Consider the following 25,208-nt stretch of genomic DNA (forward strand, 5'->3'; position numbering starts at 1 on the left):
ATTAGCGTGAGGATGTCAACCACGAGGAGCCCCGATGAGCACCGCGACGTTCACCGAGACGATTACCATCAGCTACGACGACGCCGGCAGCGGAGACGCCCTGGTCCTGGTGCACGGCCACCCGTTCGACCGCACCATGTGGCGCGGGCAGATCGAGCGGCTCAGCGCCGCCGGGTATCGAGTCATCGCCGCTGACCTGCGCGGATATGGTCAGAGCAGCGTCGTCCCCGGTGCCACGGCGCTGTCGGTGTTCGCCCGCGACATCGTGGAGCTGCTCGACCACCTCGGCATCGACCAGTGCGTGCTCGGCGGGCTCTCGATGGGCGGCCAGATCGTCATGGAGTGCCAGCGGCTGTTCCCGGAGCGGCTGCGCGGACTCGTGCTCGCCGACACCACGGCCAGGGCGGAGACCACTGACGGCAAACGGGCGCGCTACGAGATGGCGGACCGTCTCCTGACCGAAGGACTGTGGCCGTACGCCGAGGAGGTGCTGCCCAAGATGGTCGCGCCGCGCAACCTGGTCGCGTTGCCCGCCGTCGCCGAGCACGTGCTGGGGATGATGCGTGCCACCTGGCCCGAGGGCGCCGCGGCGGCGTTGCGGGGCCGCGCAGAGCGCCCCGACTACCTCGAGACGCTCGCCAGGACGACCGTCCCCACCCTGGTCGTCGTGGGCAGCGACGACGAGTTCACCCCGGTAGCCGACGCCGAGCTGATCCACTCGCTGGTCGCCGGGTCCACCCTCGCGGTCATCGACGGCGCCGCGCACATGCCCAACCTGGAACGACCCGACGAGTTCGACGCGGTGCTGCTGCGATTCCTCGACAGCATCCCCGTCCCGGAAAGGACTACCCCATGAACACGGTGTTCGTCACCGGTGCCAGCAGCGGATTCGGCGCGGCGATCGCCCGGCGGTTCGTCGCGGAGGGGGCGCGGGTCGTCGCGGCCGCGCGCCGGGGCGAGGCGCTCGCGGCTCTCGTCGACGACCTCGGGGAGCAGGTACACCCGCTGGAGCTGGACGTCAGGGACCAGGCCGGGATCGAGCGGGCGGTGGCCGGACTGCCTGCCGCGTTCGCCGAGATCGACATCCTGGTGAACAACGCGGGCCTCGCCAAGGGACTCGAACCGGCGCAGCGGGCACTGGTCGAGGACTGGGAGCAGATGGTCGACACCAACTGCAAGGGCCTCATGTACTGCACCCGCGCGCTGCTGCCCGGCATGGTGTCGCGCGGCCGAGGGCACGTCGTCAACATGGGGTCCACCGCGAGCACCTACCCGTATCCCGGTGGCAACGTGTACGGCGCGACGAAGGCGTTCGTGCACCAGTTCAGCCTGAACCTGCGCAGTGACCTGCACGGGACCGGCGTCCGGGTGAGCTGCATCGAGCCGGGCATGTGCGGTGGCACCGAGTTCTCCGCCGTGCGGTTCGGCGGGGACGAAGCGAAGGCGGCGGCGGTCTACGACGGCATGCAGCCGCTGACCGCCACCGATATCGCCGAGGCCGTGTACTGGACGACCGCGCTGCCCTCGCACATGAACGTCAACGTCATGGAACTGATGCCGGTGGCGCAGAGCTTCGCGCCGTTCCAGGTCAGTCGCTCAACCTGAGGTACACGACGTCGTGGGCTCCCCGGTCCATCGGCACCGTTCGATCGACCTGCCAGGTCGACGTGTTGATGACACTCATCGTGGCGGCCGAGGCGTTGTCGACGAAGATCCGGGAGCCGTCCGGGTCCGAGGTGATGCCGAGCGGGCCGGGCCCGACCTCGACGTGAGCGACGTGGGCGCGAGTCGTCGTGTCGATCACGCTGACCGAGCCGGGGGTCGACTGGTCGAACCGCCATTTCTCCAGGTGGAAATGCGAGACGACGGCGAGCCCGGTATTCGTCAGGTGAATGCGGTGCGGATTGTCCGGGAGCTCGACGACATCGATTTCGGTGTCGGTCGCGGTGTCGATGATGTGCAGCAACGGCCGGTCGCGGTCGTTGGCGAACAGGAACCGGCCGTCCGCCGAGACCTCCAGGTCCTCTGAACCGTTCGGCATGGGGATCTTGCCCGCCATCGCCCGCTGCCCGAGGTCGAGCACCGAGACGAAGGTCGCCTCCTTGTTGCCGGTGTAGGCCTTTGTGTGATCGGGCAGTGCGGCGATCCAGTGTGGACCGGCGGTGTCGGTCTCGATGTGCCCGACCAGCCGTTGTTCGGTCAGATCGACCAGCGCGACGCAGCCGCCGTGCGACTCGCAGGCGATGTGCAGCAGGTCTCGGACCGGGTCGACGAACATGTCGTGCGGGCCGGCGTACGGAGCGATGTCGAGGACACCGGTGATCCGCCAGGAGTCGACGTCGATGACGGTGATCTCGGTTCCCCGATCGCCGTGGACGTCGTAGAAACCGTCCCGGTAGGTGATCGCCACATAGAGTTTTCGGCGACGTTCGTCGAATACCACCATGTGCGGTTCCGGGAGTGTCGGAATTCGGGCGATCTCGGTGTAGTCGTCGGCGTCGACCGCGATCACGCTGTGCCCGAGCTGATTGCAGGTGACCACTACGTTTCGTGTCATTTTTTCAGGCTAGGACGATCGATATCGGGCGTCCAGTGCACAAGTCATAGGTCAGAGTTGCATGAGATGCAGTGGTTGCGGCGGGAAGAAGCGCGGGTTCCGGGGAGTTCTCCTCGGATGAGACTTCGTGAACCGAGGAAGGAAACGCAGCATGCGTGCACTCATCCACGACCCAGAGGCTCCGGCGGGACTCCGCCTGGACACCGCTCCCGACCCGGTTCCCGGGCCCGGACAGGTGCTGGTCGAGGTGCGGGCGACCGCGTTGAACTTCGGCGAGGTGAAGTACCTCGCCGCGCAGCGCCAGCCTGGTGAGGTGTCCGGCTGGGACGCCGCGGGAGTCGTCGTCCAGGCCGCCGCCGACGGCTCCGGTCCCTCGGTCGGCTCCCGGGTGGTGACGTTCGGCTGGTCCGGAGGTTGGGGAGGGTTGCGCGTGGTGGACGTCGACGAGCTTGCCGTGGTGCCCGAGTCCGTCGATCTCGGTGCCGCGAGCGGGCTGCCGGTCGCCGGCGTGACCGCCTTGCGGGCGGTGCGCAGGCTGGGGCCGGTCGTCGGTCGACGGGTGCTGGTCACCGGGGCGTCCGGTGGGGTCGGGCGGTTCGCGGTACAGCTCGCGGCGCGGGCCGGTGCCTGGGTCGTGGCGTCCGTGGGCAGCGAGGCGCGCGGTGAAGGACTGATCGAGCTGGGTGCCGGTGAGATCGTCGTCGGGCTGGACAAGGTCACCGACCCGGTGTTCGGGGTGCTCGACAACGTCGGCGGCCAGCAGCTGGCTCAGGCGTTCGCGCTGCTGGAGGAGGGCGGCTCGGCGCAGGCCATCGGCAAGGCCTCCGGTGAGGCCACGACGATCGACTTCGAGGAAGCGCGTATTCGCGGATTCCGGACGAGCATCGAGCCGTTCTTCGTCGGTCCGAAGTTCGGCCCCGACCTCGCCTACCTCGTCGACCTGCTCGACAAGGGACAGCTCGACCCGCAGATCGGCTGGCGCGGCGACTGGTCGAGAGCATCCGAGGCGGCCAAGGCACTCCTGGCCCGCAAGATCAACGGAAAGGCCATCCTCGACATAACCTGACCACCACTCCACACCCCGCCCCCGCACCGCGAGTCGGTCCCCACAACACCGCGAGTCGCTAGATTTTGCGGTGCGAGTCGCTGGATTGCGCGGTGCGAGTCGGGGAGATTCGGCTCGCGGGCGCGCCGGTAGCGTAGAGACCAGGCGCCCGAGGTCGGAGGTCTCTTCGGCGCCGTCCGCCGTGTCGGAAGGTCCGGACTCGTGGTGTCCAGGCCACACGGCTCGCGGCGGACCCGAGCGCTCCACCGGGCACACCCTGCGCCTCGGCGCGTGATGCGGGTGGCTGATCCGGGTGCGCTGGCACGCACGATTCGTCGCCGGAACTCCCTGTCCGACTGCGAGTCTCTCGACTCGCACCGCACAATCCAGCGACTCGCGGTGCTGAAAACCCCGACTCGCGGGAGGGGCGGGGTTAGACGTGGACTCCGGACATTGCTTTTGCGGCCTCCTCGTTGCGTCTGGCCTCGCGTTCCGCCGGGGTCTCCAGGTGCCAGCGGGGTAGTTCGGCTGTCGGAGCGACCAGGATGGGTTCGGAGACGCGCTCGGGTTCCGGCGCCGGTTCCGGTTCGACGGCCGGCGGGGCAGCAGCCGGTGGGGCGGCGGCCGTCGGGGCGACGGCTGGTGCGGCCGCCGCGATCGGGGCCGCTGCAGGGGTGGTCGTCGGGGCATCGGCGGCGGGTGCGGCGGGCGCCTTCGGAGCGCCGGAACGCAGCAGCAGCGCCAGCGCGGCCGCAATGGCACACAGCATCGCGATCGCCAGGAATGTGTTGGCGTAGCTGGTGGTCACGACCATCTGCTGCAGGTGCTGGTAGATGCCGAGCACCCCGTTGGGGCCCTGCTGCTGCGCGGCGTCGAGCTCGGGCAACGCCTGGGCCCCGGTGCGCAGCAGTGAGCCCCGGTCGCTCATCAGCTGCGCCTGCTGGGACGCGACCATCCCGCCGAACACGGCCACCGCGATGCTGGACGACACCCGCTGCATGACGTTGTTCATGGCGCTGCCGGAGCTGGTCAGCGAGTTGGACAGCGCCGAGATGCCGGACGTCATGATCGGCATCATCGCCAGCCCGGTGCCGACGTTTCGGATCGACGTCCAGACGATGAGCGATTCCTTCGTGGTGTCCACGGTCATCTGGGACAGCAGCAGCGACCCGTACGCCATGATCAGCAGCCCGATCACGGCGGGCCAGCGCGCGCCGATCCGGTCGTACAGCCGCCCGGCCAGCGGCATCAGCACCACCATGATCAGCGCCGACGGCATCAGCACCAGGCCGGCGTCCAGTGCCTGCATGCCCTGGACGACCTGCAGGAACTGCGGAATGTAGTACAGCGCGGTGAACATGCCGGCCGTGGTGACCGCGATCAGCAGCAGCGAGTTCACGAACGGCCAGTTCTTCAGCACCGCCATGTCGATCAGCGGGTTGTCCGACTCCAGCTCGATCACCACGAACAGCGCGAGCGACAGCAGCCCTGAGACGAGCAGCATCTCGATCCGGTAGCCGGTCCAGCCCCAGTCCTGGCCTTTCGAGAACGCCAGGAGCAGCGCGAACAGCCCGTAGGCCACGGTGACGAACCCCAGCGCGTCGAACTTCGGCCAGCTCGTCGGATGCACCCGGGGGAACACCGCGAGCGCGGCGACCGTGCCCAGGATCCCGATCGGGACGTTGATGTAGAAGATCAGCCGCCAGTCGATGTACTGCACCAGCCACCCGCCGAGCGTCGGCCCGACGGCGGGCGCGAACACCACACCGAGGCCGTACATGCCCATCGCGGTGCCGATCTTGTCGGTCGGCACGATGCGGTACAGCAGGGTCATCGTGACGACCGGCAGCAGCCCGCCCGGAATGGCCTGCAGGATGCGGAAGCCGATCAACGTGTCGAGGTTCCAGGCGAGCCCACACAGCCCCGATGCGACGGCGAACCCGGCCAGAGCCAGGTTGTACAGCGTCGTCTGCCCGATCCGCATCCCGAGCCAGCCGCTCAGCGGGACGACCACACCGAGCGCGAGCGTGTAGCCGGTGACGACCCACTCGACGTCCCCGGCGCTGGCGCCCAGCTCGATCTGAATCTTCGGGATGGCGACGTTGACGATGCTGGTGTCCAGCACCGACATGAAGCTGCCCACGATCAGCACCGCGAGCGGAACAGCCCACCCGCGTTGCTGACCAGTCGCACTAGTCATGCCGGTCACGATGACACTAGAGAACCAGCCGTTCCTAACCAGCTGTGAGAGATCTACTCCATCGTGCAACCAAATTCCCCCATCGGGTCGGCTAGACCTCGATGGGTTCGGCGGGCGCCTTCGTCGGTGCTCTGCCCGAGCGGAGCAACAGGGCCATCGCCGCGCCGAGGAGACAGATGAAGCCGATCACGTAGAACGCGCCGGCATAGGTCGAGGCCAGAACCGTCCGCTGCATCTCCTGGTACACACCCATCACGCCGGAGCCGCCCTGTTCCTGGAACTTCGCCATGGCCGGCAGCTCCTGAGCCCCTCGGTCGAGCAGCGAGCCCCGATCGGTCAGCATCTGTGCCTGGGTCACGGTGCCGATGCTGCCGAAGATGGCGACCGCGACACTGGCGGTGACCTGCCGCATGACGTTGTTCATGCCGCTACCCGCCGCGGCGAGGTTCTTCGGGAGCGCGGCCAGCCCCGCGGTCATGATCGGCATCATGCAGAGTCCTGTGCCGACGTTGCGGATCGCGGTCCACAGCATGATGTGCTCGCGCGTGGTGTTCGGGTTGAGGTCGGCGAGCAGGAACGAGCCGTACGCCATGATCAGCAGGCCGATGACCGCCGGCCAGCGCGGGCCGACCAGGTCGTAGATTCGGCCCGCCATCGGCATGAGCACCACCATGACCAGCGCCGAGGGCATCATCGTGAGCCCGGTGTCCAGTGCCTGCAGTCCTTGCACCACCTGCAGGAACTGCGGGATGTAGAACAGCGTCACGAACAGTCCGATGATGGTGACGGCCAGCATCATCAGCGACGTCAGGAACGCCCGGTTCGCCAGCGTGCGGATGTCCAGAACCGGGTTGTCGACCTCCAGCTCGATGACGACGAACAACGCGAGGCTCAGCACACCGGAGACGATCAGGCCGAGGACCCGGTACCCGGTCCAGCCCCAGTCCGATCCCTCGGAACAGGCGAGCAGGATGGCGAACAGCCCATAGGCGATCGTGACGAACCCCCACCCGTCGAAGCGCGGCCAGGTCGTCGGCCGGGGGATGCGGGGGAACACGGCCTGCGCGGCGATCGCTCCGGCGATGCCGATCGGCACGTTGATGTAGAAGATCAGGGTCCAGTCGATGTACTCGACCAGGTAGCCGCCGAGCGTCGGTCCGACACCCGGCGCGAACACCACACCGAACCCGTACATGCCCATCGCCACGCCGAGCTTCTGCGGCGGCACGATCTGGAACACGATCGTCATCGCGAGGACCGGAAGGACCCCGCCCGGTACCGCCTGCAGCACCCGGAAGACGATCAGGCTGGGCAGGTTCCAGGCGAGACCGCACAGCGCCGACATCATCGCGAAGCTGATCATGGCGAGGGTGTAGAGCCGCACCACTCCGATGCGTTGTCCGAGCCAGCCGGTCAGCGGGACGACGATGCCCAGCACCAGGGTGTAGCCGGTGACGATCCACTCGATGTCATCGGCGCTGGAACCGAGCTGGCGTTGGATGTCCGGTACCGCGACGTTGACGATGCTGGTGTCCAGCACGGACATGAACGTGCCGACGATCAGGACCACCAGCCGGGGCACCCAGCGGGTCTCCTGGGGTGTGGTGGTGGTCACCCGATAAGGGTGTCATAGAGAACTGTCAGTCTCCAATAGACACAGGGCACGTTCCTTACCCCAGTACGCCCCAGTCTTTGGCTCAGAGCTCGACGTGCACCGGCTCCGCGTCCGGGTTCTTCTGCGCTCGTCCGGACCGCAGCAGCAGGGCGAGAGCGGCACCGAGCAAGCAGATGAACCCGACGATGTAGAACGCGCTCGCATACGTCGCGGCCTGCACCGAGAGCTGCAGGTGCTGGTACATGCCCATCAGGCCGGTCGTGCCGTTCTCCTGCGCCTGCGCGACCTGGGGCAGCGCCTGCGCGCCGGTGTCCAGGATCGAGGCGCGGTCGTTGAGCATCTGCGCGCTCGAGGTCGCGCCGATGCCACCGAAGATGGCCACCGCGACACTCGACGACACCCGCTGCATCACGTTGTTGATGCCGCTGCCCGCCGAGGAGAGCGCGGGCGGCAGCGCGGCCAGGCCCGCCGTCATGATCGGCATCATGCAGAGTCCTGTGCCGACGTTGCGGATCGCGGTCCACAGCATGATGTGCTCACGCGTGGTGTTCGGGTTGAGGTCGGCGAGCAGGAACGAGCCGTACGCCATGATCAGCAGGCCGATGACGGCCGGCCAGCGCGGGCCGATCAGGTCGTAGATCTTCCCCGCCATGGGCATGAGTACGACCATGACCAGCGCCGATGGCATCATCGTGAGCCCGGTGTCCAAGGCCTGTAAGCCTTGGACGACCTGCAGGAACTGCGGGATGTAGAACAGCGTGATGAACAGGCCGATCATGGTCACGATCAGCATCAGCAGCGAGATGAGGAACGCCCGGTTGCCCAGCGTTCGGATGTCCAGCACCGGGTTGTCGACCTCGAGCTCGATGACGACGAACAACGCGAGGCTGATGACGCCGGTGACGAACAGACCCAGCACCCGGTAGCCGGTCCAGCCCCAGTTCTGGCCTTCCGAACAGGCAAGGAGAATCGCGAACAGCCCGTAGGCGATGGTGAGGAAGCCCCATACGTCGAAGCGCGGCCAGGTCTTCGGCCGGGGGATGCGGGGGAACACCGCGAACGCGGCCGCGGTGCCGGCGATGCCGATCGGGACGTTGATGTAGAAGATCAGCGACCAGTGGATGTACTCGACGAGGTAGCCGCCCAGCGTCGGTCCGACACCGGGGGCGAACACGACGCCGAAGCCGTACATGCCCATCGCCACGCCGACCTTCTGCGGCGGCACGATCTGGAACAGGATGGTCATCGCGACCACCGGGAGCACGCCGCCCGGGATCGCCTGCAGCACCCGGAAGATGATGAGGCTCGGCAGGTCCCAGGCGAGACCGCACAGCGCGGACGTCGCGGCGAACCCGATCATCGACATCATGTACAGCCTGGTCACGCCCAGACGCATGCCGAGCCAGCCGGTGAGCGGCACGATGATGCCGAGCACCAGGGTGTAGCCGGTGACGATCCATTCGACGTCGTCGGCGCTCGCGCCGAGCTGCCGCTGGATGTCCGGGACGGCGACGTTCACGATGCTCGTGTCGAGGACCGACATGAACGTGCCGACGATCAGCACGATAAGCGGGAGCACCCAGCCGGCCTGCGCCGGAGGGGCCGGGGGTGGAGCCGGTGGACTCACTGGCGGGTCGGGAGGCGTCGACTGCTGAGTCGGGTGCTGAGTCGGGTGCTGAGTCGGGTGCTGAGTCGGCTGCTGGGCGCGGGCCTCCTCGTCAGCAGTGAGTGTCACTCGATCGATTGTGCCATAGAGAACTAGGAGTACCTAACGGTAATCCGGCTAGTTCTCTATTGACATCGTCACATCTCTATGGCCATAGGCTCGCCGTTGCCACGAGAGGGCGATCCGGACGGCAGCAGCAACGCCAAGACGGCGCCGCCCACGCACAGGATGCCGACCGCGTAGAAGCCGTTGGTGTAGGTCTGCGTCAGCACTCGCAGGTTGAGCGCCTGGTACATCCCGAGCAGACCCGGCGCGCCCTGGTCGGTCGCGGCGGCCACCTGGGGCAGCGCCTGCGCGCCGGTGGCGAGCAGCGAACCCCGGTCGTACATCAGCTGGGCCGCCGACGACGCGCCGAGGCTGCCGAAGATCGCCACCGCGATGCTCGACGCGACCCGCTGCATGACGTTGTTCATTCCGCTTCCCGCGCTGGTCAGCGACGGTGGCAGTGCGGTGATGCCGGCGGTGAAGATCGGCATCATGGCCAGGCCGGTGCCCAGGTTGCGGATCGTGGTCCACAGCTGCAGGTCCACCCGAGGGGTGTCCGGGGTGATGTCGGCCATCAGGAACGACCCGTACGCCATGATCAGCAGTCCGACCACGACCGGCCAGCGCGGCCCGAACCGGTCGTAGAGCCGTCCCGCGACCGGCATCAGCACCAGCAGGATCAGCGCCGACGGAACGAGCACCAGCCCGGACTCCAGCGCCTGCAGACCCTGCACGATCTGCAGGAACTGCGGCACGAAGTACAGCACGGTGAACAGCCCGGTGACCGCGACGCCCAGCAGGATGATCGAGTTCGTGTACGCCCACACCCGGAAGATGCGCAGGTCGATCAGCGGGTTGTCGACCTCCAGCTCGATCACCACGAACAGCGCGAGACTCAGCACACCGGAGACGATCAGCCCCCGGATGCGGTAGCCGTCCCACCCCCAGCTCTGCCCCTCCGATGTCGCGAGCAGCAGCGCGAACAGTCCGTAGGCGATCGTGACGAAGCCCCACACGTCGAAGCGCGGCCAGGTCGTCGGGCGCACCCGGGGGAACACCGCGAGCGCCGCGACCGTGCCGAGGACGCCGATCGGGACGTTGATGAAGAAGATCAGCCGCCAGTCGACGTACTCGACCAGATATCCGCCGAGCACCGGCCAGACGGCCGGCGCCACGACCACACCGAGCCCGTAGATGCCCATCGCCGAACCCATCCGGTCCTGCGGGACGACGAGGAACAGCATCGTCATCGTGACGACCGGCAGAATCCCGCCTGGGATGGCCTGCACGACCCGGAACACGATCATGCTGCCCAGGTCCCACGCCATCCCGCACAATGCCGAGGCCAGCGCGAACCCGACCATCGACAGGATGTACAGCCGCGTCATCCCGATGCGTTCACCCAGCCAGCCGCTGAGCGGGACCACGATGCCCAGCACGAGCGTGTACCCGGTGACAACCCACTCGACGTCGTCCGGCGCCGCGCTCAGCTCGACCTGAATCTTCGGGACCGCGACGTTGACGATGCTGGTGTCCAACACCGACATGAAGGTGCCGACGATCAGCACGGACATGGGCAGCACCCAGCCCGACCCCTGAGAAGTCCCCCGCGACGCAACAGCCGTCACACGAAAGAGTGTGACACAGGTCTCTCGGGCCTGTCTCGCGCGCGATATTTTTCTGTGACCACCCCGGCTCGCGTAAACGCTCGCTGGGGTACTCCCAGAAAAAAAGGCTCGGGGACTCGCCCGGGCGCGCGCTTGGGGGAACCCCAAGTGCCGCCCTGGCAGCGGGGTGGGTGGTTGCGGACATTCACTGCCCGGCCTTCGCCGGAACTCCTTCGGAGACTCGCGGAGCCAACTCAGCCGTGGCTGGCTTCGCCGTGGCTGGGTTGGTTGTGGCTGGGGCACTTCGCAGAGCGTCGTGTCGTGTCGCAGATGTTGGAACATCTGCGACGCAGCACGACGGTCTGCGAGGTGTGGCGGGTGAGGCTGGTCGGGCTGATGGGGCGCCCCCCGGGTTACGTCACCAGCGCGACGACGGCTGCACCTCATTGGGGCGCGGCGCAGCCGTGTCCGTTGTGGCGCCGCAGATCTTCCCCGTCCCCGCGATCCTGGCCCGCACTTGGCGTGGTCGGGTGGTGTCAACCCTGAAACCTCGCCCCCGAACGCGTGCAACCAGGAACGAGTGCGAGGCCGGCGTCAGCCGGGGGTTGATACCACCCGACCACGCCAAGACACTGGATGGCCAGCGGGGACACCCCCGAAGCAGCGGGGACACCCCCGAAGCAGCGGGGACACCCCCGAAGCAGCGGGGACACCCCCGAAGCAGCGGGGACACCCCCCCCCGAATCAGCGGGGGACGATCCCTCTACGTGATCGCGGAGCGGCGGGCGTCGGCCACCCGGAGGAAGAGGTCCGTGCAGTGGTCGATCAGCTCCTCGCGGGAGACCGAGACCTCGCGGCTCAACCAGGCGTTGAGTGCCTGAGCGAACCCGCCGACCACGAACTGGCTGGTCAGTGCGTGCTGAGCGCTGCCGGCCGGACCGTAGGTGTCCGGCGCGCGCTCGCCGAGCAACCGGGCGAACAGGCGTGCCGCGACCTGGCGGCGGCGGGCGATCAACGCGTCGGACATGCTCGCCTCGAACAGCACCCTGCCCTTGCGCGGGTCGGCGTCGATCAGCCGCACGATGTTGGCGACGCCGGCGCGGGTGCGGGCGACCGGATCGTCACCGGCCGCGTCGACCACCTCGGCGGTGGTGGAGGCGATCTCGGTGACCACATGGTCGTACACCGCGCCGGCCAGGTCGTCGCGGTCCGCGAAGCTCTCGTAGAAGTACCGCGCGACCACCCCGGCACGCTGACACGCGCCGCGCACGGTCAGCTGGCCGCTCCCCGGCGCGCCGAGCACGTCGAGCCCCGCCTCGATGAACTGGGCGCGGCGCTCGGCCTTGCGGCGGTCACCTTGGACACCGCCGTACACGCGCAAGGTCTGGCCGTCATCCATCCACCTATGGTGGCACTGTCGGGCCGGATGTCACACCGCTGGCGGCCGGTTCGTCTGGATCGTGTGGACCAACAAAGATGGGTACGCGCGGTGCTGGTGGCATTCGGGGCCGGTGAGGCGGGCGTCGGGTCGTGGGCGCAGGTCGCGCCGTCGTCGTTCTACACCGACTTCCCGGGCTGGCCGTGGCACGGCTGGGTCACCTACGACGGCCCGTTCAACGAGCACCTGATCCGCGACTTCGGCGGCCTCAACCTGGCGCTCGCGGTGACCCTGGTCGGCGCGGCGATCATCGGCAGTGTGGCGGCGGCGCGGGTGGCCGGTGCGGCGTCGCTGGTCTTCTCGCTGCCGCACACGATCTTCCACTGGGCGCACATCGAGCACTATCCGCCGGTCGACCAGGTGCCGGCCGTGGCCACCGCGGCGGTGGGGGTGCTGGTGGCGGTCATCGCGCTGCTGGTGCCGGGCCGCGCACCGAGCTGACTTCGCACACCGTCAGGTCACGTCGCAGACGTCCGGACATGTGCGACGGGACGCGACGGTGTGCGAAGTCGTCGGTGGACCGGCCAGATCGCGGCGCCGATCAGCAACGCGGCGACCGGGATCAGGTCGAGGGTGAGCGACGGTAGCTGGGCCGCCGCCAGCGCCAACGGGGGTGACCACCACGGGACGTATCGCGGAGTCCGGGCGGCCGCGATCGCCAGCAGGGCGATCAGCGCCAGTGCCGCGAGTGACGGGCCCAGCCCGTAGAACAGCTGCTCGGCGCCGGGTATCACCTCGCGCAGCCGGGTCGCTTCCGCTGCTCGCTGGGCCTTGTCCGCCGCGCCCGCGCCCGCGAGCAGGTCGATCGTGGCCTGTCCGATGCCGCACAGTGCTCCGAACCAGCCGACGAACACCAGCGTGCCGCCGGTCCGGCGCACGAGCGATCCCTGGTCGCGCAGCAGCCGGAACACGACGACGGCGCCGGCGGCCTGGGCGAGGAACCCGGCCAGGTAGAACAGGTGGCTGACCGTCCACACGACGCCGGGCGAATGGCTCGGGTCGAGCAGTCGGACCACGCCGTAACCGAACAGCAGGACAGGCGTGGCGAGCAGGATCCGAGGTGAGGTCACGCTCCGACGGTAGGCACCGATCGGCGTCGACGGGTCCGGGATGACCCCGGCTCTTACCCTGAGCCTCATGAGCGACTCGAAGTTCACGCCGCGCAGTGTCCTGTTCGTACCGGGGCACCGGCCGGACATGCTGGCGAAGGTCGGGCGTAGCGGCCCGGACGCGGTGGTCATCGACCTGGAGGACGCTGTCTCGCCGCCGGCGAAGGACGAGGCGCGGGCGACGGTGATGGACGGGCTGGCGCGGGAACGTCCGGCCGCCGGGACGGTCCTGGTCCGGGTCAACGGAGCCGGAACGCAGTGGCACGACGCCGATGTCGCGGCCTGTGCGACGGCGATCGGGGCGGGGCAGCTCGACGGTGTCGTGCTGCCGGTGTACGAGCGCGTCGACGATCTGACCCGGCTGCGGAGCGCGCTTCCGGCCGGGGCGGTGGTCGTGGTCGGGCTGGAGAGCGCGCTGGGTGTCGCGGACGCCCGGCCGCTGCTGGCCGAGGGCCCGGACGCCGCGTACTTCGGCGCGGAGGATTTCATCGCGGACCTGGGTGGCCGTCGCACGCCGGGCGGCGCCGAGGTGCAGTACGCGCGCAGCCAGGTGTGTCTCGCCGCCCGGCTCGGTGCGGTGACGGCGTTGGACCAGGTCATCGTGGCCGTGCACGACGCGGAGGCGTTCCGCGCCGAGGCGGAGCAGGCGGTCGCGCTCGGCTATCGGGGCAAGCTGTGCCTGCACCCGATCCAGGTGGCCGTCGCGCACGAGGTGTTCACGCCGTCGGCCGAGCAGATCGAGCACGCCCGCGCGGTGCTGGCGGCCGCCGAGTCCGGCGTCGGGCTGGTGGACGGTCAGATGGTGGACGCCGTGCACGTGACGATGGCGCGTGCGGTGCTGGAGCGCGCGGGCGTCTGAAGTGTCGGTGGGGTCACCGTCCCGAGCCCTTGAGAACGACGGTTCTCGGGAGGATAGTTGAGCGTTGAACGACGTTGACGCTCACTCGAGGAAGTGGTTGCCATGAGCAGTGCACTGACCGAACAGCGGAGTAACCGGCGCACCGACCTGCCGACCGGATTCACCGCCTCCACCACATTGGCGACGAACCTGCAGCGGGTCCTGGTGGACCTGATCGAGCTGCACCTGCAGGGCAAGCAGGCGCACTGGAACGTCGTCGGCCCGAACTTCCGTGACCTGCACCTTCAGCTCGACGAGATCGTCGACCAGGCGCGTGATTTCAGCGACACGATCGCCGAGCGGATGCGTGCCCTGCGCGCGGTACCGGACGGCCGCAGCGACATCGTCGCGGCGACCACGACGCTGCCGCAGTTCCCCACCGGCGAGCAGCGCACCAGCGAGGTCGTCGAGCTGGTGACGGCCCGCCTGGCAGCCGCGGTGGCCACGATCCGCGAGGTCCACGACGAGGTCGACGACGAGGACCCCGCAACGGCCGACCTCCTGCACACGCTGATCGACGCTCTGGAGAAGCAGTCCTGGATGCTCTCAGCCGAAAACGGCTGACCCCCCCACCGCCCCAAACGGCACGAATGTGGCTTTAGGGACGTTCAACGTCCCTAAAGCCACATTCGTGCCACGGGTTCGGGTGTCGGTCAGCGGCGGCGGGTCGAGTTGCCGGCGGCTGCATTGGCGCGTTCGCGGGCCAGGTCGACCGCATCCGGGACGGAGCCGCAGTACGACGTGCCGTGCCCGGGCAGCACCAGGTCGGCGTCCAGCGGAAGCAGTGCGTCGAGCGCGTACACGGCTTCGGTCGGGTCGGCGCTGAACACCGGCGGCGGGAGCTGCGGGCCCCACAGCGTCGACGACGGGTAGCGCGTGACGAGCGCGTCGCCGGTCACCACGGCCCCGGCGTCGGGCAGCAGGTAGGCGCAGTGCCCCGAGGTGTGTCCGTGCGTCGGGACCGGCACCGGACGGCCCGGCAGGTCGAGCTGGCGGCCCGGCACCAGCGCCTGCGCGGTCGGTATCCGCACGCTCTCCGAAGCGCCCAGTCGGAGTGCCGCGAGGCTCCAGCGCAGGTGCCCGGGGCGGAACAGGTTGCGCACCGTGCTGCTCGAGCCGCTCGTGTCCAGCCGCTCACCCTTGGCGACGGAGACCTCGGCCGGGTCCATCAGCACCGGGAACGGGTGGCGGCGCAGCAGCTGGGGCACGGCGCCGATGTGCGCGACGTTCGCGTGGGTGGCCAGTATCCCGACGATCTCGTCGGGCCGGTGGCCGATCATGCGGATCGACTCGTCGATCGCGCGGCGATGCCCGGGCAGCCCGGCATCGATCAGCAGCACGGCGTCACCTTCGGTGACGAGCACCCAGTTCACCAGTCCGCCATCGACGAGGTACGTGTTCGTGGCGACCTGGCAGACGGACGGTCCGCTCATGTGCTACAACCTCGGCTGGCCAGGGGAGACTCTGTAGGGTCGAAAACTACGCGATTTGCGCAAGGTTAGGGCACGCTGGGTGACCTCGATCACGCGTTCAGGTGACACAAGCATCTCGCGCATGCCTTGGTGAACACGCGTACCGCTTCCCGCTCGTCGCCGGCCCGCCATGCGACTGCCAGCTCGCTCGGAGTCAGTCCGCTGACCGGTCTGGCCGCGACGTCGTCGCGCCGGTAGCTCTCCGCGTTGCCGGAGGAGACCAGTACGACGCCCAGACCGGAGGCGACGGCCTCGAAGGTCTCGTCGGCGCTGGTCGCCTCGGCACCGACGACGGCGGGCCGGTCGCGCTGGTCGCACGCCAGCCAGAAGTCGCGCGCGGCACCCGCGCTGCGGGGCAGCGCGATGAACGGCTCGTCGAGCAGCGACTCGAACGGGACGACCGCGTGCCGGGTGAGTGGATGCACGGCCGGCAGCGCGACCCAGCGTGGCTCGGTGGCGACGACGCACCAGGTCAGGTCGGGGTCGGGGAGTGGCAGCCAGGCGATCGCGACGTCCACCGTGCCGTCCGCGAGGCCCGCCGTGGGGTCGGCCCAGGAGATCTGGCGGAAGTTCAGCCGCCAGCCCGGCAACAGCTCGGCCATTCGCTCGCTGACCTGCGGGATCAGGCCCCTGCCGATGCGGGTCTGGAACCCGACGGTCAGGGTGTCGCCGGTCGCGGCGGTGGTGGCCCGCCGCGCCCGGGCCCAGTCCTCGATGAGCTGCTTGGCCAGCGGGAGCAGCGTCGCGCCCGCCGGGGTCAGCGCGACCGTGCGCGCACCCCGTTCGAACAGCTCGACGCGCAGGTCACGTTCCAGCTGGCGGATCTGTTTGCTCAGCGTCGGCTGCGCGATGAACAGCCGCTCGCCCGCCGCCCTGGTGAAGCTGAGCTCCTCGGCGACCGCGACGAAGTAGCGCAGCTCCCGCAGGTGCACATCGGTCATAGCCACAGGCTATGACAGCAGCTCTTGGACGCCTACCGATCGTCAGCGCCAAGCTGGAGAACATGGAACTGGGAGTGAGCGGGTTGAACGCCAAGGCGGTGCTCGGACCGGCCGAGGCGGTCGATCTGGCGCGACGCGCGGAGGAGCTGGGTTATCGATCGTGGTGGGCGGGCGATCACGTGGTGCTGCCGAGCCCACGCACCGCGGACTCGCCGATGGCACCGACCGACCCGATCCTGGACCCGCTGATCCACCTCGGTTACGTCGCGGCGGTCACCGAACGGATCGAGCTGGCGACCGGCATCGTGATCCTGCCGCAGCGCAACCCGCTCGTGCTCGCCAAGCAGGTCGCCAGCCTCGACGTGCTCAGCGGCGGACGGATGACGCTCGGCGTCGGCGCCGGGTACCTGGAGCCGGAGATGACCGCGGTCGGCGTGCCGATGGCGGCGCGGGGCAGGCGCACCGACGAGTACCTCGACGCCATGACCGCGCTGTGGACCTCTCCGGAGCCTCAGTTCCGGGGCCGGTTCGTGTCCTTCGGTCAGGTCGACGCGCATCCCCGGCCGGTCCGCGAGGGTGGCCCGAAGGTCGTGATCGGCGGGCACAGTCCCGCCGCGTTCCGCAGGGCGGTGTCGCGGGGGCACGGCTGGTTCGGCAACGGGTCGAGTGTCGAGGACCTGGAACGGCACCTGGCCGGCCTGCGGCGCGCGGCGAGCGAGGTCGACCGTCCGGCGCGCCTGGGGCGGCTGGAGGTCAACTGGCTCCAGCTGGACCCGGTGCGGGTGACCAGGGCGGACGCCGACCGGTACGCGGCGCTGGGGGTCGACCGGCTGGTCGTGTACCCGTTGCCCCTCGAGGACCCGGCCGCCGTCGCGGACTTCCTTCTACAGCATGCCTCGTTGGTCTCGGACTGATCTCGAACAGTGCACCCTATTGACGTGGGTGAGGATTCAACTTACCGTCTGACGTGCTGTAGCTCACAGCGGCGAGGACCAGCGTTGTTCTTCTCCCCGAGCTGCCACCGCACCTTCCGTCGGCCGGTCACAGCGTCGTGTCGGCCGACGGATCCTGTGCCACGATGACGGGCATGACGCCCAAGATCGCGGTGGTTTTCTACAGCGCCACCGGAAACGTCGCCGCGCTCGCCGAGGCCCTCGCCGACGGAGCCCGCAAGGAAGGCGCCGAGGTGCGGGTGCGCCCGGTGCCCGAGCTGGCCCCCGCCGCCGCCGTGGCGAGCAACCCCCGCTGGCAGGACTGGGTGGACAACAACCCGTACGACCAGCAGGCCACCCTGGATGACCTGGACTGGGCCGACGGCATCGCGCTCGGCAGCCCGACCCGGTTCGGCGGGCCCGCCGGTCAGCTCAAGGAGTTCCTGGACAGCAGCGGTGGGCTGTGGTTCCAGGGCAAGCTCGTCGACAAGGTCGGCACGTCGTTCACCAGCGCCTCGACCAAGCACGGCGGGCTGGAGTCGACGATCCTGGCGATGAACAACGTGCTGTACCACTGGGGCGCGATCGTCGTCCCGCTCGGTTACACCGATGCGCACCTCATGGAGTCCGGCAACCCGTACGGCGGTTCGTTCGTGTCCCGCCGCTCCGCCGCCCCCGACGAGGAGGCACTCGCCGCGTGCCGGATCCAGGGCGCCCGCCTGGCCCGCATCACCCGCTACATCGCCGCGGGTAAGAACCCGTGAGTGGCGAGTGGTCCCCTGGGACCACTCGCCACTCACGGCTCTTGACCTGCGGAAGGAGGATTCGGTGAAGGGTCTGACGTACCGGGGACCGGAGCACGTCGAGGTCGTGGACGTGGCCGACCCGGAGCCGCCCGACGAGTTCGGCGCCGTCGTCGCGGTCAGCACGGCCGGCATCTGCGGTAGCGACCTGCACATCTACGACGGCCACGGGTTCAGCTCGGAGCTGGGCTTCTGCCTCGGCCACGAAGCGGTCGGCACGATCGCCGCGCTGGGCGACCGGGTGACCGGCATGGCGGTGGGCGACCGGGTGCTGGTGAGCGCCGCGGTCGGCTGTTCCACCTGCCGGTACTGCCGCGCGGGCCTGGTCTCGCGCTGCCTCAACGCGCCGGACATCCCCACGGTGGCCTGCTACGGGCTGAGTCCCGCGCTGCCCGGCAGCCAGGCGCAGGCCGTCGCCGTGCCGCACGCGGTGACGAACCTGATCCCCATCCCGGACTCGCTGTCCGACGCCGACGCGGTCGTGCTCAGCGACAACGCCCCCACTGCCTGGTACGGCGCGCGCCGGGCCCGCATCGAGCCGGGCGACACGGTCGCGGTGATCGGGCTCGGTCCGGTGGGGCTGATGTCGGTGCAGTCGGCGTTCGCCATGGGTGCCTCGCGTGTGCTCGCGGTCGACCTGGTGCGCGACCGGCTGGACGCTGCGGCCGCGATGGGCGCCGAACCGGTGTCCGCGACGGACACGAAGGCCGCGATCCGCGCGGCGACCGGCGGCGGGGTCGACGCGGTGATCGAGGCGGTCGGCGCCGACCAGACGATCGCGCTGGCCATCAAGATCGCGCGGCGCGGCGGTCGGGTCAGTGTCATCGGGGTCAACCAGAACCGGGCCTTCGGCGTCGACCTGCTCACCGCGCAGCTGAACGAGCTGGAGTTCGCGATCGGGCTGTGCTCGGTGCAGTACGAGCTGCCGACGCTGTTCGCGCTGGTGGAGGGCGGCAGGCTGCGGCCGTCGGAGGTGGTGACCCACCGCATGCCGCTGTCCGACGGCGCGGAGGCCTACCGGCTGTTCGCCGCGCGGGAGGGCGGCGTCGGCAAGATCCTGCTCGACCCGTCAGCCTGAGGGTGAGGTACCTGCGAGGTCGTGCAGGGCGGTGCCGTCCCAGCGCAGGACCTGCCAGTCGGTGAGCGGGCGGGCGCCGAGCTTCAGGTGCACGTCCATACCGAGCGTGTTCTCGTGCAGCGTCACGCATTCCAGCCGGGTGTAGCCGCGCTCGACCGCGGTCCGGGCGAGGTGGCTCCACATCTGCCTGCCGACGCCGCGTCCGCGCAGGGTAGGCCGGATGTACAGGTCCTCGACGTAGATGCCGTGCACGCCGTCCCAGGTGGAGAAGTTCAGGAAGTACAGCGCGTACCCGTCGACCTGACCGTCGTGCTCGGCGACCAGTCCGAACAGCGCGGGCCGCTCACCGAACAGCGCGCGGTGCAGCTGCTCCGGCTCCAGATGGCAGTGTTCGGGCATCTCCTCGTGGACCGCGAGCTCGTAGACCATGGCCACGACCGCGTCGACGTCCCGCGCTTCGATCGCGCGCACCACTACCTCTGCCATCAGGCGGTCGACACCTCTTTCTCCGCGGACAGCGGATCGATCTCCGGCGGCGGGCGGCGGAAGCCCCTCGTCAGGAAGAGTAGATAGACGAAGCCGAGGGCGAGCCAGCACACGCCGAGGGTCAGCGCGAGACCGCTCAGGTTGAACAGCAGGTACAGGTCGATCACAGCGCCGATCAGCGGCAGCACGAGGTAACCGAACACGCCGCGGCGCTCCTCGGCGCCACGGCGACGCAGGTACAGCGCGATCACACACACGTTGACCGAGGTGAACGCGAGGAACGCGCCGAAGTTGATCAGCGAGACGGCGGTGTTGACGTCGAGCGCCAGCCCGATCAGCCCGGCCACCCCGCAGATCGCGATGCCGACAGCGGGCGTGCGGAACTTCGGCTGCAGGTAGGCGAACACCTTGCGGGGCAGCACCTCGTCGCGGCCCATCGCGTACAGCAGCCGGGACACGCTGGCCTGCGCGGCGATGCCGGAGGCGAACTGGGTGACGACGAAGCCGGCCAGGAAGATCGCGGCGAACAGGTCGGCGCCGATCGTCCGAGCGATCTCGAACGCGGCCGAGTCGACATCGGCGAACTGGAAACCGGGGTGCACCAGCTGGGTCGCGTAGGTGACGATCGCGAAGATCGCGCCGCCGAGCAATGCCACCAGCAGGATCGCCCTGGGCATCGTGCGCTTCGGGTTGATCGTCTCCTCGGTCAGCGTGGTGACCGCGTCGAAGCCGAGGAACGAGTACGCGGCGATCCCCGCTCCGCCCGCGATCGCCGCGAACGTGGTCGCCGGGTTGGCGAACGGCTCCGCGCTGAACCAGGACCCGACGCTGCCGGACGCGACGAACACGTGCCGCAGCGACAGCACGACGAACGCCACGACGACCAGCAGCTGGAAGGTCATCAGCAGGAAGTTCGCCCGGTCCGCGACCTTGATGCCGATGACGTTGAGGATCGTGGTCAGGACGATGAAGCCGACGACCCATAGCCACAGCGGCACACCGGGGAAGCCCTGCTGCAGATAGGTCCCGCCGATCAGCCAGATCACCATCGGCAGGAAGAAGTAGTCCAGCAGCGTCGCCCAGCCGATGAGGAATCCGACGCGGGAGTCGATCGTGCGGCGCACATAGGTGTAGGCCGAGCCGGCCACCGGGTAGGTGGCCGCCATCCGGCCGTAGCTGTAGGCGGTGAACAGCATCGCCACCAGCGCCAGCAGGTAGGCGCTCGGGACCGAGCCCTTGGTCTCCTCGGCGATCGCGCCGAACGTGCCGAGCACGATCATCGGCGCCATGTAGGCGAGGCCGAACAGGACGATCGATCGCAAGGTCAGTGAGCGATCCAGAGTGGGCTGCGACATTGCGGCCTCCAGTTGCGAGGTCGTGAGTGTTGGGTATGGCCATGGCCATACGCAACACTCACGAGGGCTGAGCTGAGGGATTGTCAGGGTTCCAGCGGCTCGGCGTGATGCGGCCTTCGTACAGCGGCAGTTCCAGGGTGGCGTCGGACTCGCGGAACTGGCTCCACATGCGGTTGAGCCCGGCGGTGCCGAAGCGCCGCACACGGGTCACGTCGTCCAGGTCGAGCACGTCGGTGAGCACCTCGGGATGCGGGCCGCCGGTCTGTACCCGGACCCGGCCCTCGGGGTCGACGATCAGGCTCTGCCCCACCCCGCGCGGCCCGGCGGCGTTGACGCTCAGCACGTAGACCTGGTTGACGATCGCGTTCGCCCTGGCCAGCACCAGCTCCTGGGCCCGGTCGCTGGTCGTCGTCATGACCGGGTTGATGATCGCCTCGGCGCCCATCCAGGCCAGGTGCCTGGCCAGCTCGGGGAACCACGCGTCGTAGCAGATGGAGAAGCCGAACCGGCCGGCCTCCGGGATGTCGAACACCACGAATCGGTCGCCGGGCTCGAACATCTCGTACGGCCGCCAGGGGAAGATCTTCCGGTAGGACGCGACCAGCTTGCCCTGGGGCGACAGCGCGACGGTCGTGTTGAACACCGCGCCCGGATGGTCGGCGTCGCTCTCGCACACGCTGCCCGGCACCAGCCAGATGCCCAGGTCACCGGCCAGCTCGGCCAGTCGCGTCAGTCGGGGCCCGTCGATCGGTTCGGCCGCGTCGCGCAGCTGCTCGTCGTCGATGTGATCGAGCAGATGCAGCTCCGGATAGATCACCAGCCGCGTCTGCGGGAACTTGGCGAGCAGGCGTTCGACGTCGCCGGTGAACCGGTCCGGGGGTGCATCGATCGGGATCGACGACTCCTGGACCAGCGCGACGGGCAGCGGTCTCGACATGGGCTAGAACGGTAGACCGGTGAAGACGGTCACGCGCTCTTCGGTGAAGTCGAGCATCGCCGAGGCCGGTCCCTCACGGCCGATCCCGGAGTCCTTGACCCCGCCGTAGGGCATCTGGTCGGCGCGGAAGCTCGGCACGTCGCCGATCACCACACCGCCGACCTCGAGCCGCGCGGACGCGTCGAACGCGAGCCGCAGGTCGTTGGTGAACACCCCGGCCTGCAGACCGAACCGCGAGTCGTTGATCAGCGCGAGGCCCTCGTCGACGGACTCGATCCGGTTGACGCTGACCACCGGCCCGAACACCTCCTGAGCCATGACGTCGGCGTCGTGACGGACGCCGCTCAGCACGGTCGGCGCGATCGTGGCACCGTCCCTGGCTCCACCGGTGTGCAACGTGGCGCCGGATTCGCGGGCGGCGGCGATCCAGCCCTCGACCCGTTCGGCGGCAGCGAGGTTGATCATCGGGCCGACGTCGGTGGCCGGGTCCCTCGGGTCGCCGGTGCGCAGCGCCTCGGTCTGTTCGACGATCCTGGCGAGCAGCTCGTCGTAGTGGTCGGCGTGCACGTAGACGCGCTGCACCGAGATGCAGGACTGCCCGCCCTGGTACATGGCGAACGTGGCGATCCGGCGCGCGGCGAAGTCCAGGTCGGTCCAGTCCGGCGCCACCAGCACGCCGGCGTTGCCGCCGAGCTCGAGCGTCACGTGCTTGCGCGGCACGCTGTCCTTGATCGACCAGCCGACCGGAACGCTGCCGGTGAACGACACGATCGGCAGGCGCGGGTCGGCGACGAGACCGGGCGCGGCGCTGTTCGGCACCGGCAGGATCGACCAGGAACCGGTCGGCAGGTCGGTCTCGGCGAGCACCTCACCCAGCGCCAGCGCGGTCAGCGGCGTCGACGGTGCGGGCTTGAGCACGATCGGCGCACCGACCGCGATCGCCGGCGCGACCTTGTGCGCGACCAGGTTCAGCGGGAAGTTGAACGGGCTGATGCCCAGCACCGGTCCGCGCGGCACCCGGCGGATCATCGCGGTCCGACCGACGGCGCCGGGGTCGGTGTCCAGCCGCTGCATCGTTGGGGAGAACCTGCGGGCCTCCTCGGACGCCCAGCGGAACGTCGACGCGGCCCGTCCCACCTCGCCCTTCGACCACTTGACCGGCTTGCCGGACTCGTCGGTGATCAGCTGGGCCAGCTCGTCGCTGCGCCTGGCCAGGGTCCGCGAGACGTGGTCGAGCGCGTCCGCACGCACGTGCGCGGGCAACGCGGCGGTCTCCGCGCTGACCTCCGAGGCCGCCGCGACGGCGCGTTCGACGTCCGATGCCGTCGGCACGTCGTGGCTGCCGGCGATCGCGTTGTCGTACGGGCTGCGCAGTTCGACGGACTCGGCGCTGTGCGTCGCCTTGCCGGCGACCCAGAAGGGCTTGCTCATGTCCCGAGTGTGAGCCGAGCGGGGACACGTCGAGGGGGGACAATGTGGTGTGGCCGCTTCAGAAACCGCGCCAGTCCGGCCTGTTCCGGACGACAGCGAGATGGCGCTCCCGGTGACCGAACTGTTGAGTCAGTCGGCGCTGGGACTACGGCTGCTCGCCGGTGCCGGCGCGGTGCACCGGGAGATCTCCTGGGCGCACGTCAGCGAGCTGGCCGACCCCGCGGAGTTCATGCGTGGCGGCGAGCTGCTCCTGCTCACCGGGGTGAATCTGCCGACGGCGACGTCGGCGCAGCGTGAGTACGTCGGCAAGCTCGCCGAAGCGGGGGCCGCCGCGATCGGTTTCGGCATCGGCCTGTCCTGGGACGAGGTGCCCCCGGAGCTGGTCGTCGCCGCGGAGGACGTCGGGCTGCCGCTGCTGGAGGTGCCGAGGGCGGTCCCGTTCCTGGCGATCACCCGCGCGGTCGCGGCCGCACTGAGCCGTCGGGAGCAGGCCGCGAAGGACCGGGTGCTGCGTGCGCAACGTGCGTTGACCACCGCCGCGGTGCGCAGGGACAGCCCGGCGTCGGTACTGGAGGAACTGGCCACGCTGACCGGTGGCTGGGGACTGCTGCTCAACCGCGCGGGCGCTGTCGTCGCGGGTTCCCGCGCGACGACCGCCGAGGTCTCGGCCCGGCGCTCCGCGCTGACCCCGGACCTGACCCGGCTGCGCGACGCTCCCGGCGCGGCCAGCCTGGTCGCCTGGGACGGGCCGGGTGAGGTGTGGGTGCAGTCGCTGCACGCGGGGGAGGAGCTTCTCGGTTTCCTCGCCGTCGGACGCGGGTCCGCGCTGACCCCCGTCGAGCGGCAGACGGTGAACGCGGCCGTGCCGCTGTGCACGCTGCTGCTGGACCGCTCGCGCACCGCCGGCCACGGCGCGCGGCGGCTGCGGACCGCGGTGCTGCGCCTGCTGTTCGACGGACGGTCGCCGATACTCGCGGAGGTTGCGGGCGACCTGTGGAACGGGCTGCCGGCCGAGCCGCTGTTGGTGCTGCGCTGCCGGGGCAGCCGCAACGCGGTCGCCGCCGCGCGGGACCGCCTGGCCGCGGACCGTTCGGTCGCCGAGGCGACGGTGCTGCACGGCGAGCTGGACGACGACCTGCTGTGCCTCTGTTCGGACGGTCCGGACGAGAAGGTCCTGCTGACCGCGCTGGCGGACGTCGACGGCCTGTGCATCGGGATCTCCGCGCCCGCCGGCTATCCGGACCTGAGCCGGGCCGACGACGAAGCGGGCCAGGCGCTGGCGCACGGCGCGCCGGTCACCCGGTTCCGCGACCTGCCGCCGCTCGCGTTGCTCTCGGTACTGCCCGCCGACGTGGCGGCGACCTTCAGCGCCTCGGCGTTGGCAGCGCTGGGCCCCGACCCGGAGCTGCGGCGGTCGCTGCACGTGTGGCTGGCCCATCACGGGCAGTGGGATCCGGCGTCGGCAGAGCTGGGCGTGCACCGCCACACCCTGCGCAACCGAATCCGCAAGGTGGAACGCCTCCTCTCGCGGGACCTGTCCTCCGCGGATGTCCGAGCCGAGCTCTGGCTGGCTCTGAGGCTGGCCGGCTGACG

Annotated in this window: 23 protein-coding genes; 10 read left to right on the forward strand and 13 right to left on the reverse strand. The window is 69.5% G+C overall.

Annotated elements, in window-relative coordinates; translation table 11 throughout:
• The first annotated feature begins 34 nt into the window (after window positions 1-34).
• Both G406_RS0139435 and G406_RS0139440 read left to right on the forward strand, forming a co-directional pair.
• Window positions 35-856: an alpha/beta fold hydrolase gene (locus G406_RS0139435; RefSeq protein WP_028938128.1), complete on the forward strand. Its 822-nt coding sequence runs from the start codon at window positions 35-37 to the stop codon at window positions 854-856.
• Complete coding sequence (locus tag G406_RS0139440) at window positions 853-1,605, forward strand: SDR family oxidoreductase (RefSeq protein ID WP_028938129.1); 753 nt, start codon at window positions 853-855, stop codon at window positions 1,603-1,605. Before G406_RS0139435 ends, G406_RS0139440 begins: the two co-directional genes overlap by 4 nt.
• Here the strand turns inward: G406_RS0139440 and G406_RS0139445 are convergent.
• Window positions 1,589-2,557, reverse strand: a complete 969-nt coding sequence (locus tag G406_RS0139445) for a YncE family protein (protein WP_156935396.1) — start codon at window positions 2,555-2,557, stop codon at window positions 1,589-1,591. The genes G406_RS0139440 and G406_RS0139445 overlap by 17 nt on opposite strands.
• Before the next feature lie 151 nt (window positions 2,558-2,708).
• Here G406_RS0139445 and G406_RS0139450 point away from each other — a divergent pair, with 151 nt between their 5' ends.
• Complete coding sequence (locus G406_RS0139450) at window positions 2,709-3,623, forward strand: zinc-binding dehydrogenase (protein ID WP_028938131.1); 915 nt, start codon at window positions 2,709-2,711, stop codon at window positions 3,621-3,623.
• 412 nt (window positions 3,624-4,035) lie between these two features.
• On the opposite strand, the gene G406_RS52695 is transcribed toward G406_RS0139450, so the two are convergent.
• From G406_RS52695 to G406_RS0139475, 5 genes are all read right to left on the reverse strand, one after another.
• A complete protein-coding gene (locus G406_RS52695; protein WP_156935397.1) occupies window positions 4,036-5,802 on the reverse strand; it encodes a DHA2 family efflux MFS transporter permease subunit in 1,767 nt (588 codons plus the stop codon).
• Window positions 5,803-5,893: 91 nt separating this feature from the next.
• A complete protein-coding gene (locus G406_RS52700) occupies window positions 5,894-7,417 on the reverse strand; it encodes a DHA2 family efflux MFS transporter permease subunit (RefSeq protein WP_051343300.1) in 1,524 nt (507 codons plus the stop codon).
• 82 nt (window positions 7,418-7,499) lie between these two features.
• Window positions 7,500-8,996 (reverse strand): DHA2 family efflux MFS transporter permease subunit, encoded by a 1,497-nt coding sequence (locus G406_RS52705; RefSeq protein WP_156935398.1) that lies wholly within the window; start codon window positions 8,994-8,996, stop codon window positions 7,500-7,502.
• A gap of 224 nt (window positions 8,997-9,220) precedes the next feature.
• The gene (locus G406_RS52710; protein WP_169736875.1) at window positions 9,221-10,702 is read right to left on the reverse strand and encodes a DHA2 family efflux MFS transporter permease subunit; all 1,482 of its coding nucleotides are present in this window, start codon (window positions 10,700-10,702) and stop codon (window positions 9,221-9,223) included.
• Between the two features lie 796 nt (window positions 10,703-11,498).
• A complete protein-coding gene (locus G406_RS0139475) occupies window positions 11,499-12,134 on the reverse strand; it encodes a TetR/AcrR family transcriptional regulator (RefSeq protein ID WP_028938132.1) in 636 nt (211 codons plus the stop codon).
• Between the two features lie 63 nt (window positions 12,135-12,197).
• On the opposite strand from G406_RS0139475, the gene G406_RS0139480 reads away from it, so the two are divergent.
• The gene (locus G406_RS0139480) at window positions 12,198-12,614 is read left to right on the forward strand and encodes a hypothetical protein (RefSeq protein WP_245607385.1); all 417 of its coding nucleotides are present in this window, start codon (window positions 12,198-12,200) and stop codon (window positions 12,612-12,614) included.
• A 17-nt stretch (window positions 12,615-12,631) separates the two neighbouring features.
• Here the strand turns inward: G406_RS0139480 and G406_RS55040 are convergent, their stop codons facing one another.
• Window positions 12,632-13,243, reverse strand: a complete 612-nt coding sequence (locus tag G406_RS55040; protein ID WP_028938134.1) for a hypothetical protein — start codon at window positions 13,241-13,243, stop codon at window positions 12,632-12,634.
• Window positions 13,244-13,310: 67 nt separating this feature from the next.
• Here G406_RS55040 and G406_RS0139490 point away from each other — a divergent pair, with 67 nt between their 5' ends.
• Together G406_RS0139490 and G406_RS0139495 are read left to right on the forward strand one after the other, a co-directional pair.
• Complete coding sequence (locus tag G406_RS0139490) at window positions 13,311-14,141, forward strand: HpcH/HpaI aldolase/citrate lyase family protein (protein ID WP_037080971.1); 831 nt, start codon at window positions 13,311-13,313, stop codon at window positions 14,139-14,141.
• Between the two features lie 102 nt (window positions 14,142-14,243).
• On the forward strand, window positions 14,244-14,744 hold the full coding sequence (locus G406_RS0139495; RefSeq protein ID WP_037080973.1) for a Dps family protein: 501 nt from the start codon (window positions 14,244-14,246) through the stop codon (window positions 14,742-14,744).
• 89 nt (window positions 14,745-14,833) lie between these two features.
• Here the strand turns inward: G406_RS0139495 and G406_RS0139500 are convergent, their stop codons facing one another.
• On the reverse strand, window positions 14,834-15,613 hold the full coding sequence (locus G406_RS0139500; RefSeq protein ID WP_028938137.1) for an MBL fold metallo-hydrolase: 780 nt from the start codon (window positions 15,611-15,613) through the stop codon (window positions 14,834-14,836).
• 89 nt (window positions 15,614-15,702) lie between these two features.
• On the reverse strand, window positions 15,703-16,593 hold the full coding sequence (locus tag G406_RS0139505) for a LysR family transcriptional regulator (RefSeq protein ID WP_037080975.1): 891 nt from the start codon (window positions 16,591-16,593) through the stop codon (window positions 15,703-15,705).
• An 11-nt stretch (window positions 16,594-16,604) separates the two neighbouring features.
• On the opposite strand from G406_RS0139505, the gene G406_RS0139510 reads away from it, so the two are divergent.
• From G406_RS0139510 to G406_RS0139520, 3 genes are all read left to right on the forward strand, one after another.
• Complete coding sequence (locus G406_RS0139510) at window positions 16,605-17,507, forward strand: LLM class F420-dependent oxidoreductase (RefSeq protein ID WP_211241408.1); 903 nt, start codon at window positions 16,605-16,607, stop codon at window positions 17,505-17,507.
• Between the two features lie 173 nt (window positions 17,508-17,680).
• Entirely contained in the window at window positions 17,681-18,289 is a 609-nt protein-coding gene (gene wrbA, locus G406_RS0139515) for an NAD(P)H:quinone oxidoreductase (RefSeq protein ID WP_028938140.1), read from the forward strand.
• A gap of 64 nt (window positions 18,290-18,353) precedes the next feature.
• Window positions 18,354-19,406 (forward strand): alcohol dehydrogenase catalytic domain-containing protein, encoded by a 1,053-nt coding sequence (locus G406_RS0139520; protein ID WP_028938141.1) that lies wholly within the window; start codon window positions 18,354-18,356, stop codon window positions 19,404-19,406.
• Here the strand turns inward: G406_RS0139520 and G406_RS0139525 are convergent.
• Genes G406_RS0139525 through G406_RS0139540 form a run of 4 tightly spaced genes read right to left on the reverse strand, consistent with a single transcriptional unit; the run spans window position 19,398 to window position 23,615 of the window.
• Entirely contained in the window at window positions 19,398-19,892 is a 495-nt protein-coding gene (locus G406_RS0139525) for a GNAT family N-acetyltransferase (protein ID WP_028938142.1), read from the reverse strand. The genes G406_RS0139520 and G406_RS0139525 overlap by 9 nt on opposite strands.
• Window positions 19,892-21,247, reverse strand: a complete 1,356-nt coding sequence (locus G406_RS0139530) for an APC family permease (protein WP_211241409.1) — start codon at window positions 21,245-21,247, stop codon at window positions 19,892-19,894. The genes G406_RS0139525 and G406_RS0139530 overlap by 1 nt, the downstream gene beginning before the upstream one ends.
• Window positions 21,248-21,305: 58 nt before the next feature.
• The gene (locus G406_RS0139535) at window positions 21,306-22,184 is read right to left on the reverse strand and encodes a carbon-nitrogen hydrolase family protein (RefSeq protein WP_028938144.1); all 879 of its coding nucleotides are present in this window, start codon (window positions 22,182-22,184) and stop codon (window positions 21,306-21,308) included.
• A 3-nt stretch (window positions 22,185-22,187) separates the two neighbouring features.
• Window positions 22,188-23,615, reverse strand: coding sequence for an aldehyde dehydrogenase family protein (locus G406_RS0139540; RefSeq protein WP_028938145.1), 1,428 nt, complete (start codon window positions 23,613-23,615; stop codon window positions 22,188-22,190).
• Between the two features lie 112 nt (window positions 23,616-23,727).
• Between G406_RS0139540 and G406_RS0139545 the strand changes: the two genes are divergently transcribed.
• Window positions 23,728-25,206: a PucR family transcriptional regulator gene (locus G406_RS0139545; RefSeq protein WP_169736876.1), complete on the forward strand. Its 1,479-nt coding sequence runs from the start codon at window positions 23,728-23,730 to the stop codon at window positions 25,204-25,206.
• Window positions 25,207-25,208 lie beyond the last annotated feature (2 nt).

It is taken from the genome of Actinospineispora spinosispora DSM 44797 (genome assembly GCF_000429025.1).
In the GTDB taxonomy this organism is placed as follows: Bacteria; Actinomycetota; Actinomycetes; order Mycobacteriales; family Pseudonocardiaceae; genus Pseudonocardia; species Pseudonocardia spinosispora.

Bases quoted from the DNA above. Each gene is read 5' to 3' on its own strand.
- G406_RS0139440 (WP_028938129.1), top strand. From the start codon at position 853: ATGAACACGGTGTTCGTCACCGGTGCCAGCAGCGGATTCGGCGCGGCG.
- G406_RS0139505 (WP_037080975.1), bottom strand. From the start codon at position 16,593: ATGACCGATGTGCACCTGCGGGAGCTGCGCTACTTCGTCGCGGTCGCC.
- wrbA (WP_028938140.1), top strand. From the start codon at position 17,681: ATGACGCCCAAGATCGCGGTGGTTTTCTACAGCGCCACCGGAAACGTC.
- G406_RS0139490 (WP_037080971.1), top strand. From the start codon at position 13,311: ATGAGCGACTCGAAGTTCACGCCGCGCAGTGTCCTGTTCGTACCGGGG.
- G406_RS0139495 (WP_037080973.1), top strand. From the start codon at position 14,244: ATGAGCAGTGCACTGACCGAACAGCGGAGTAACCGGCGCACCGACCTG.
- G406_RS0139445 (WP_156935396.1), bottom strand. From the start codon at position 2,557: ATGACACGAAACGTAGTGGTCACCTGCAATCAGCTCGGGCACAGCGTG.
- G406_RS0139450 (WP_028938131.1), top strand. From the start codon at position 2,709: ATGCGTGCACTCATCCACGACCCAGAGGCTCCGGCGGGACTCCGCCTG.
- G406_RS0139475 (WP_028938132.1), bottom strand. From the start codon at position 12,134: ATGGATGACGGCCAGACCTTGCGCGTGTACGGCGGTGTCCAAGGTGAC.
- G406_RS0139435 (WP_028938128.1), top strand. From the start codon at position 35: ATGAGCACCGCGACGTTCACCGAGACGATTACCATCAGCTACGACGAC.
- G406_RS0139510 (WP_211241408.1), top strand. From the start codon at position 16,605: ATGACAGCAGCTCTTGGACGCCTACCGATCGTCAGCGCCAAGCTGGAG.
- G406_RS0139525 (WP_028938142.1), bottom strand. From the start codon at position 19,892: ATGGCAGAGGTAGTGGTGCGCGCGATCGAAGCGCGGGACGTCGACGCG.
- G406_RS0139530 (WP_211241409.1), bottom strand. From the start codon at position 21,247: ATGTCGCAGCCCACTCTGGATCGCTCACTGACCTTGCGATCGATCGTC.
- G406_RS52710 (WP_169736875.1), bottom strand. From the start codon at position 10,702: ATGTCCGTGCTGATCGTCGGCACCTTCATGTCGGTGTTGGACACCAGC.
- G406_RS0139500 (WP_028938137.1), bottom strand. From the start codon at position 15,613: ATGAGCGGACCGTCCGTCTGCCAGGTCGCCACGAACACGTACCTCGTC.
- G406_RS0139535 (WP_028938144.1), bottom strand. From the start codon at position 22,184: ATGTCGAGACCGCTGCCCGTCGCGCTGGTCCAGGAGTCGTCGATCCCG.
- G406_RS52695 (WP_156935397.1), bottom strand. From the start codon at position 5,802: ATGACTAGTGCGACTGGTCAGCAACGCGGGTGGGCTGTTCCGCTCGCG.
- G406_RS0139540 (WP_028938145.1), bottom strand. From the start codon at position 23,615: ATGAGCAAGCCCTTCTGGGTCGCCGGCAAGGCGACGCACAGCGCCGAG.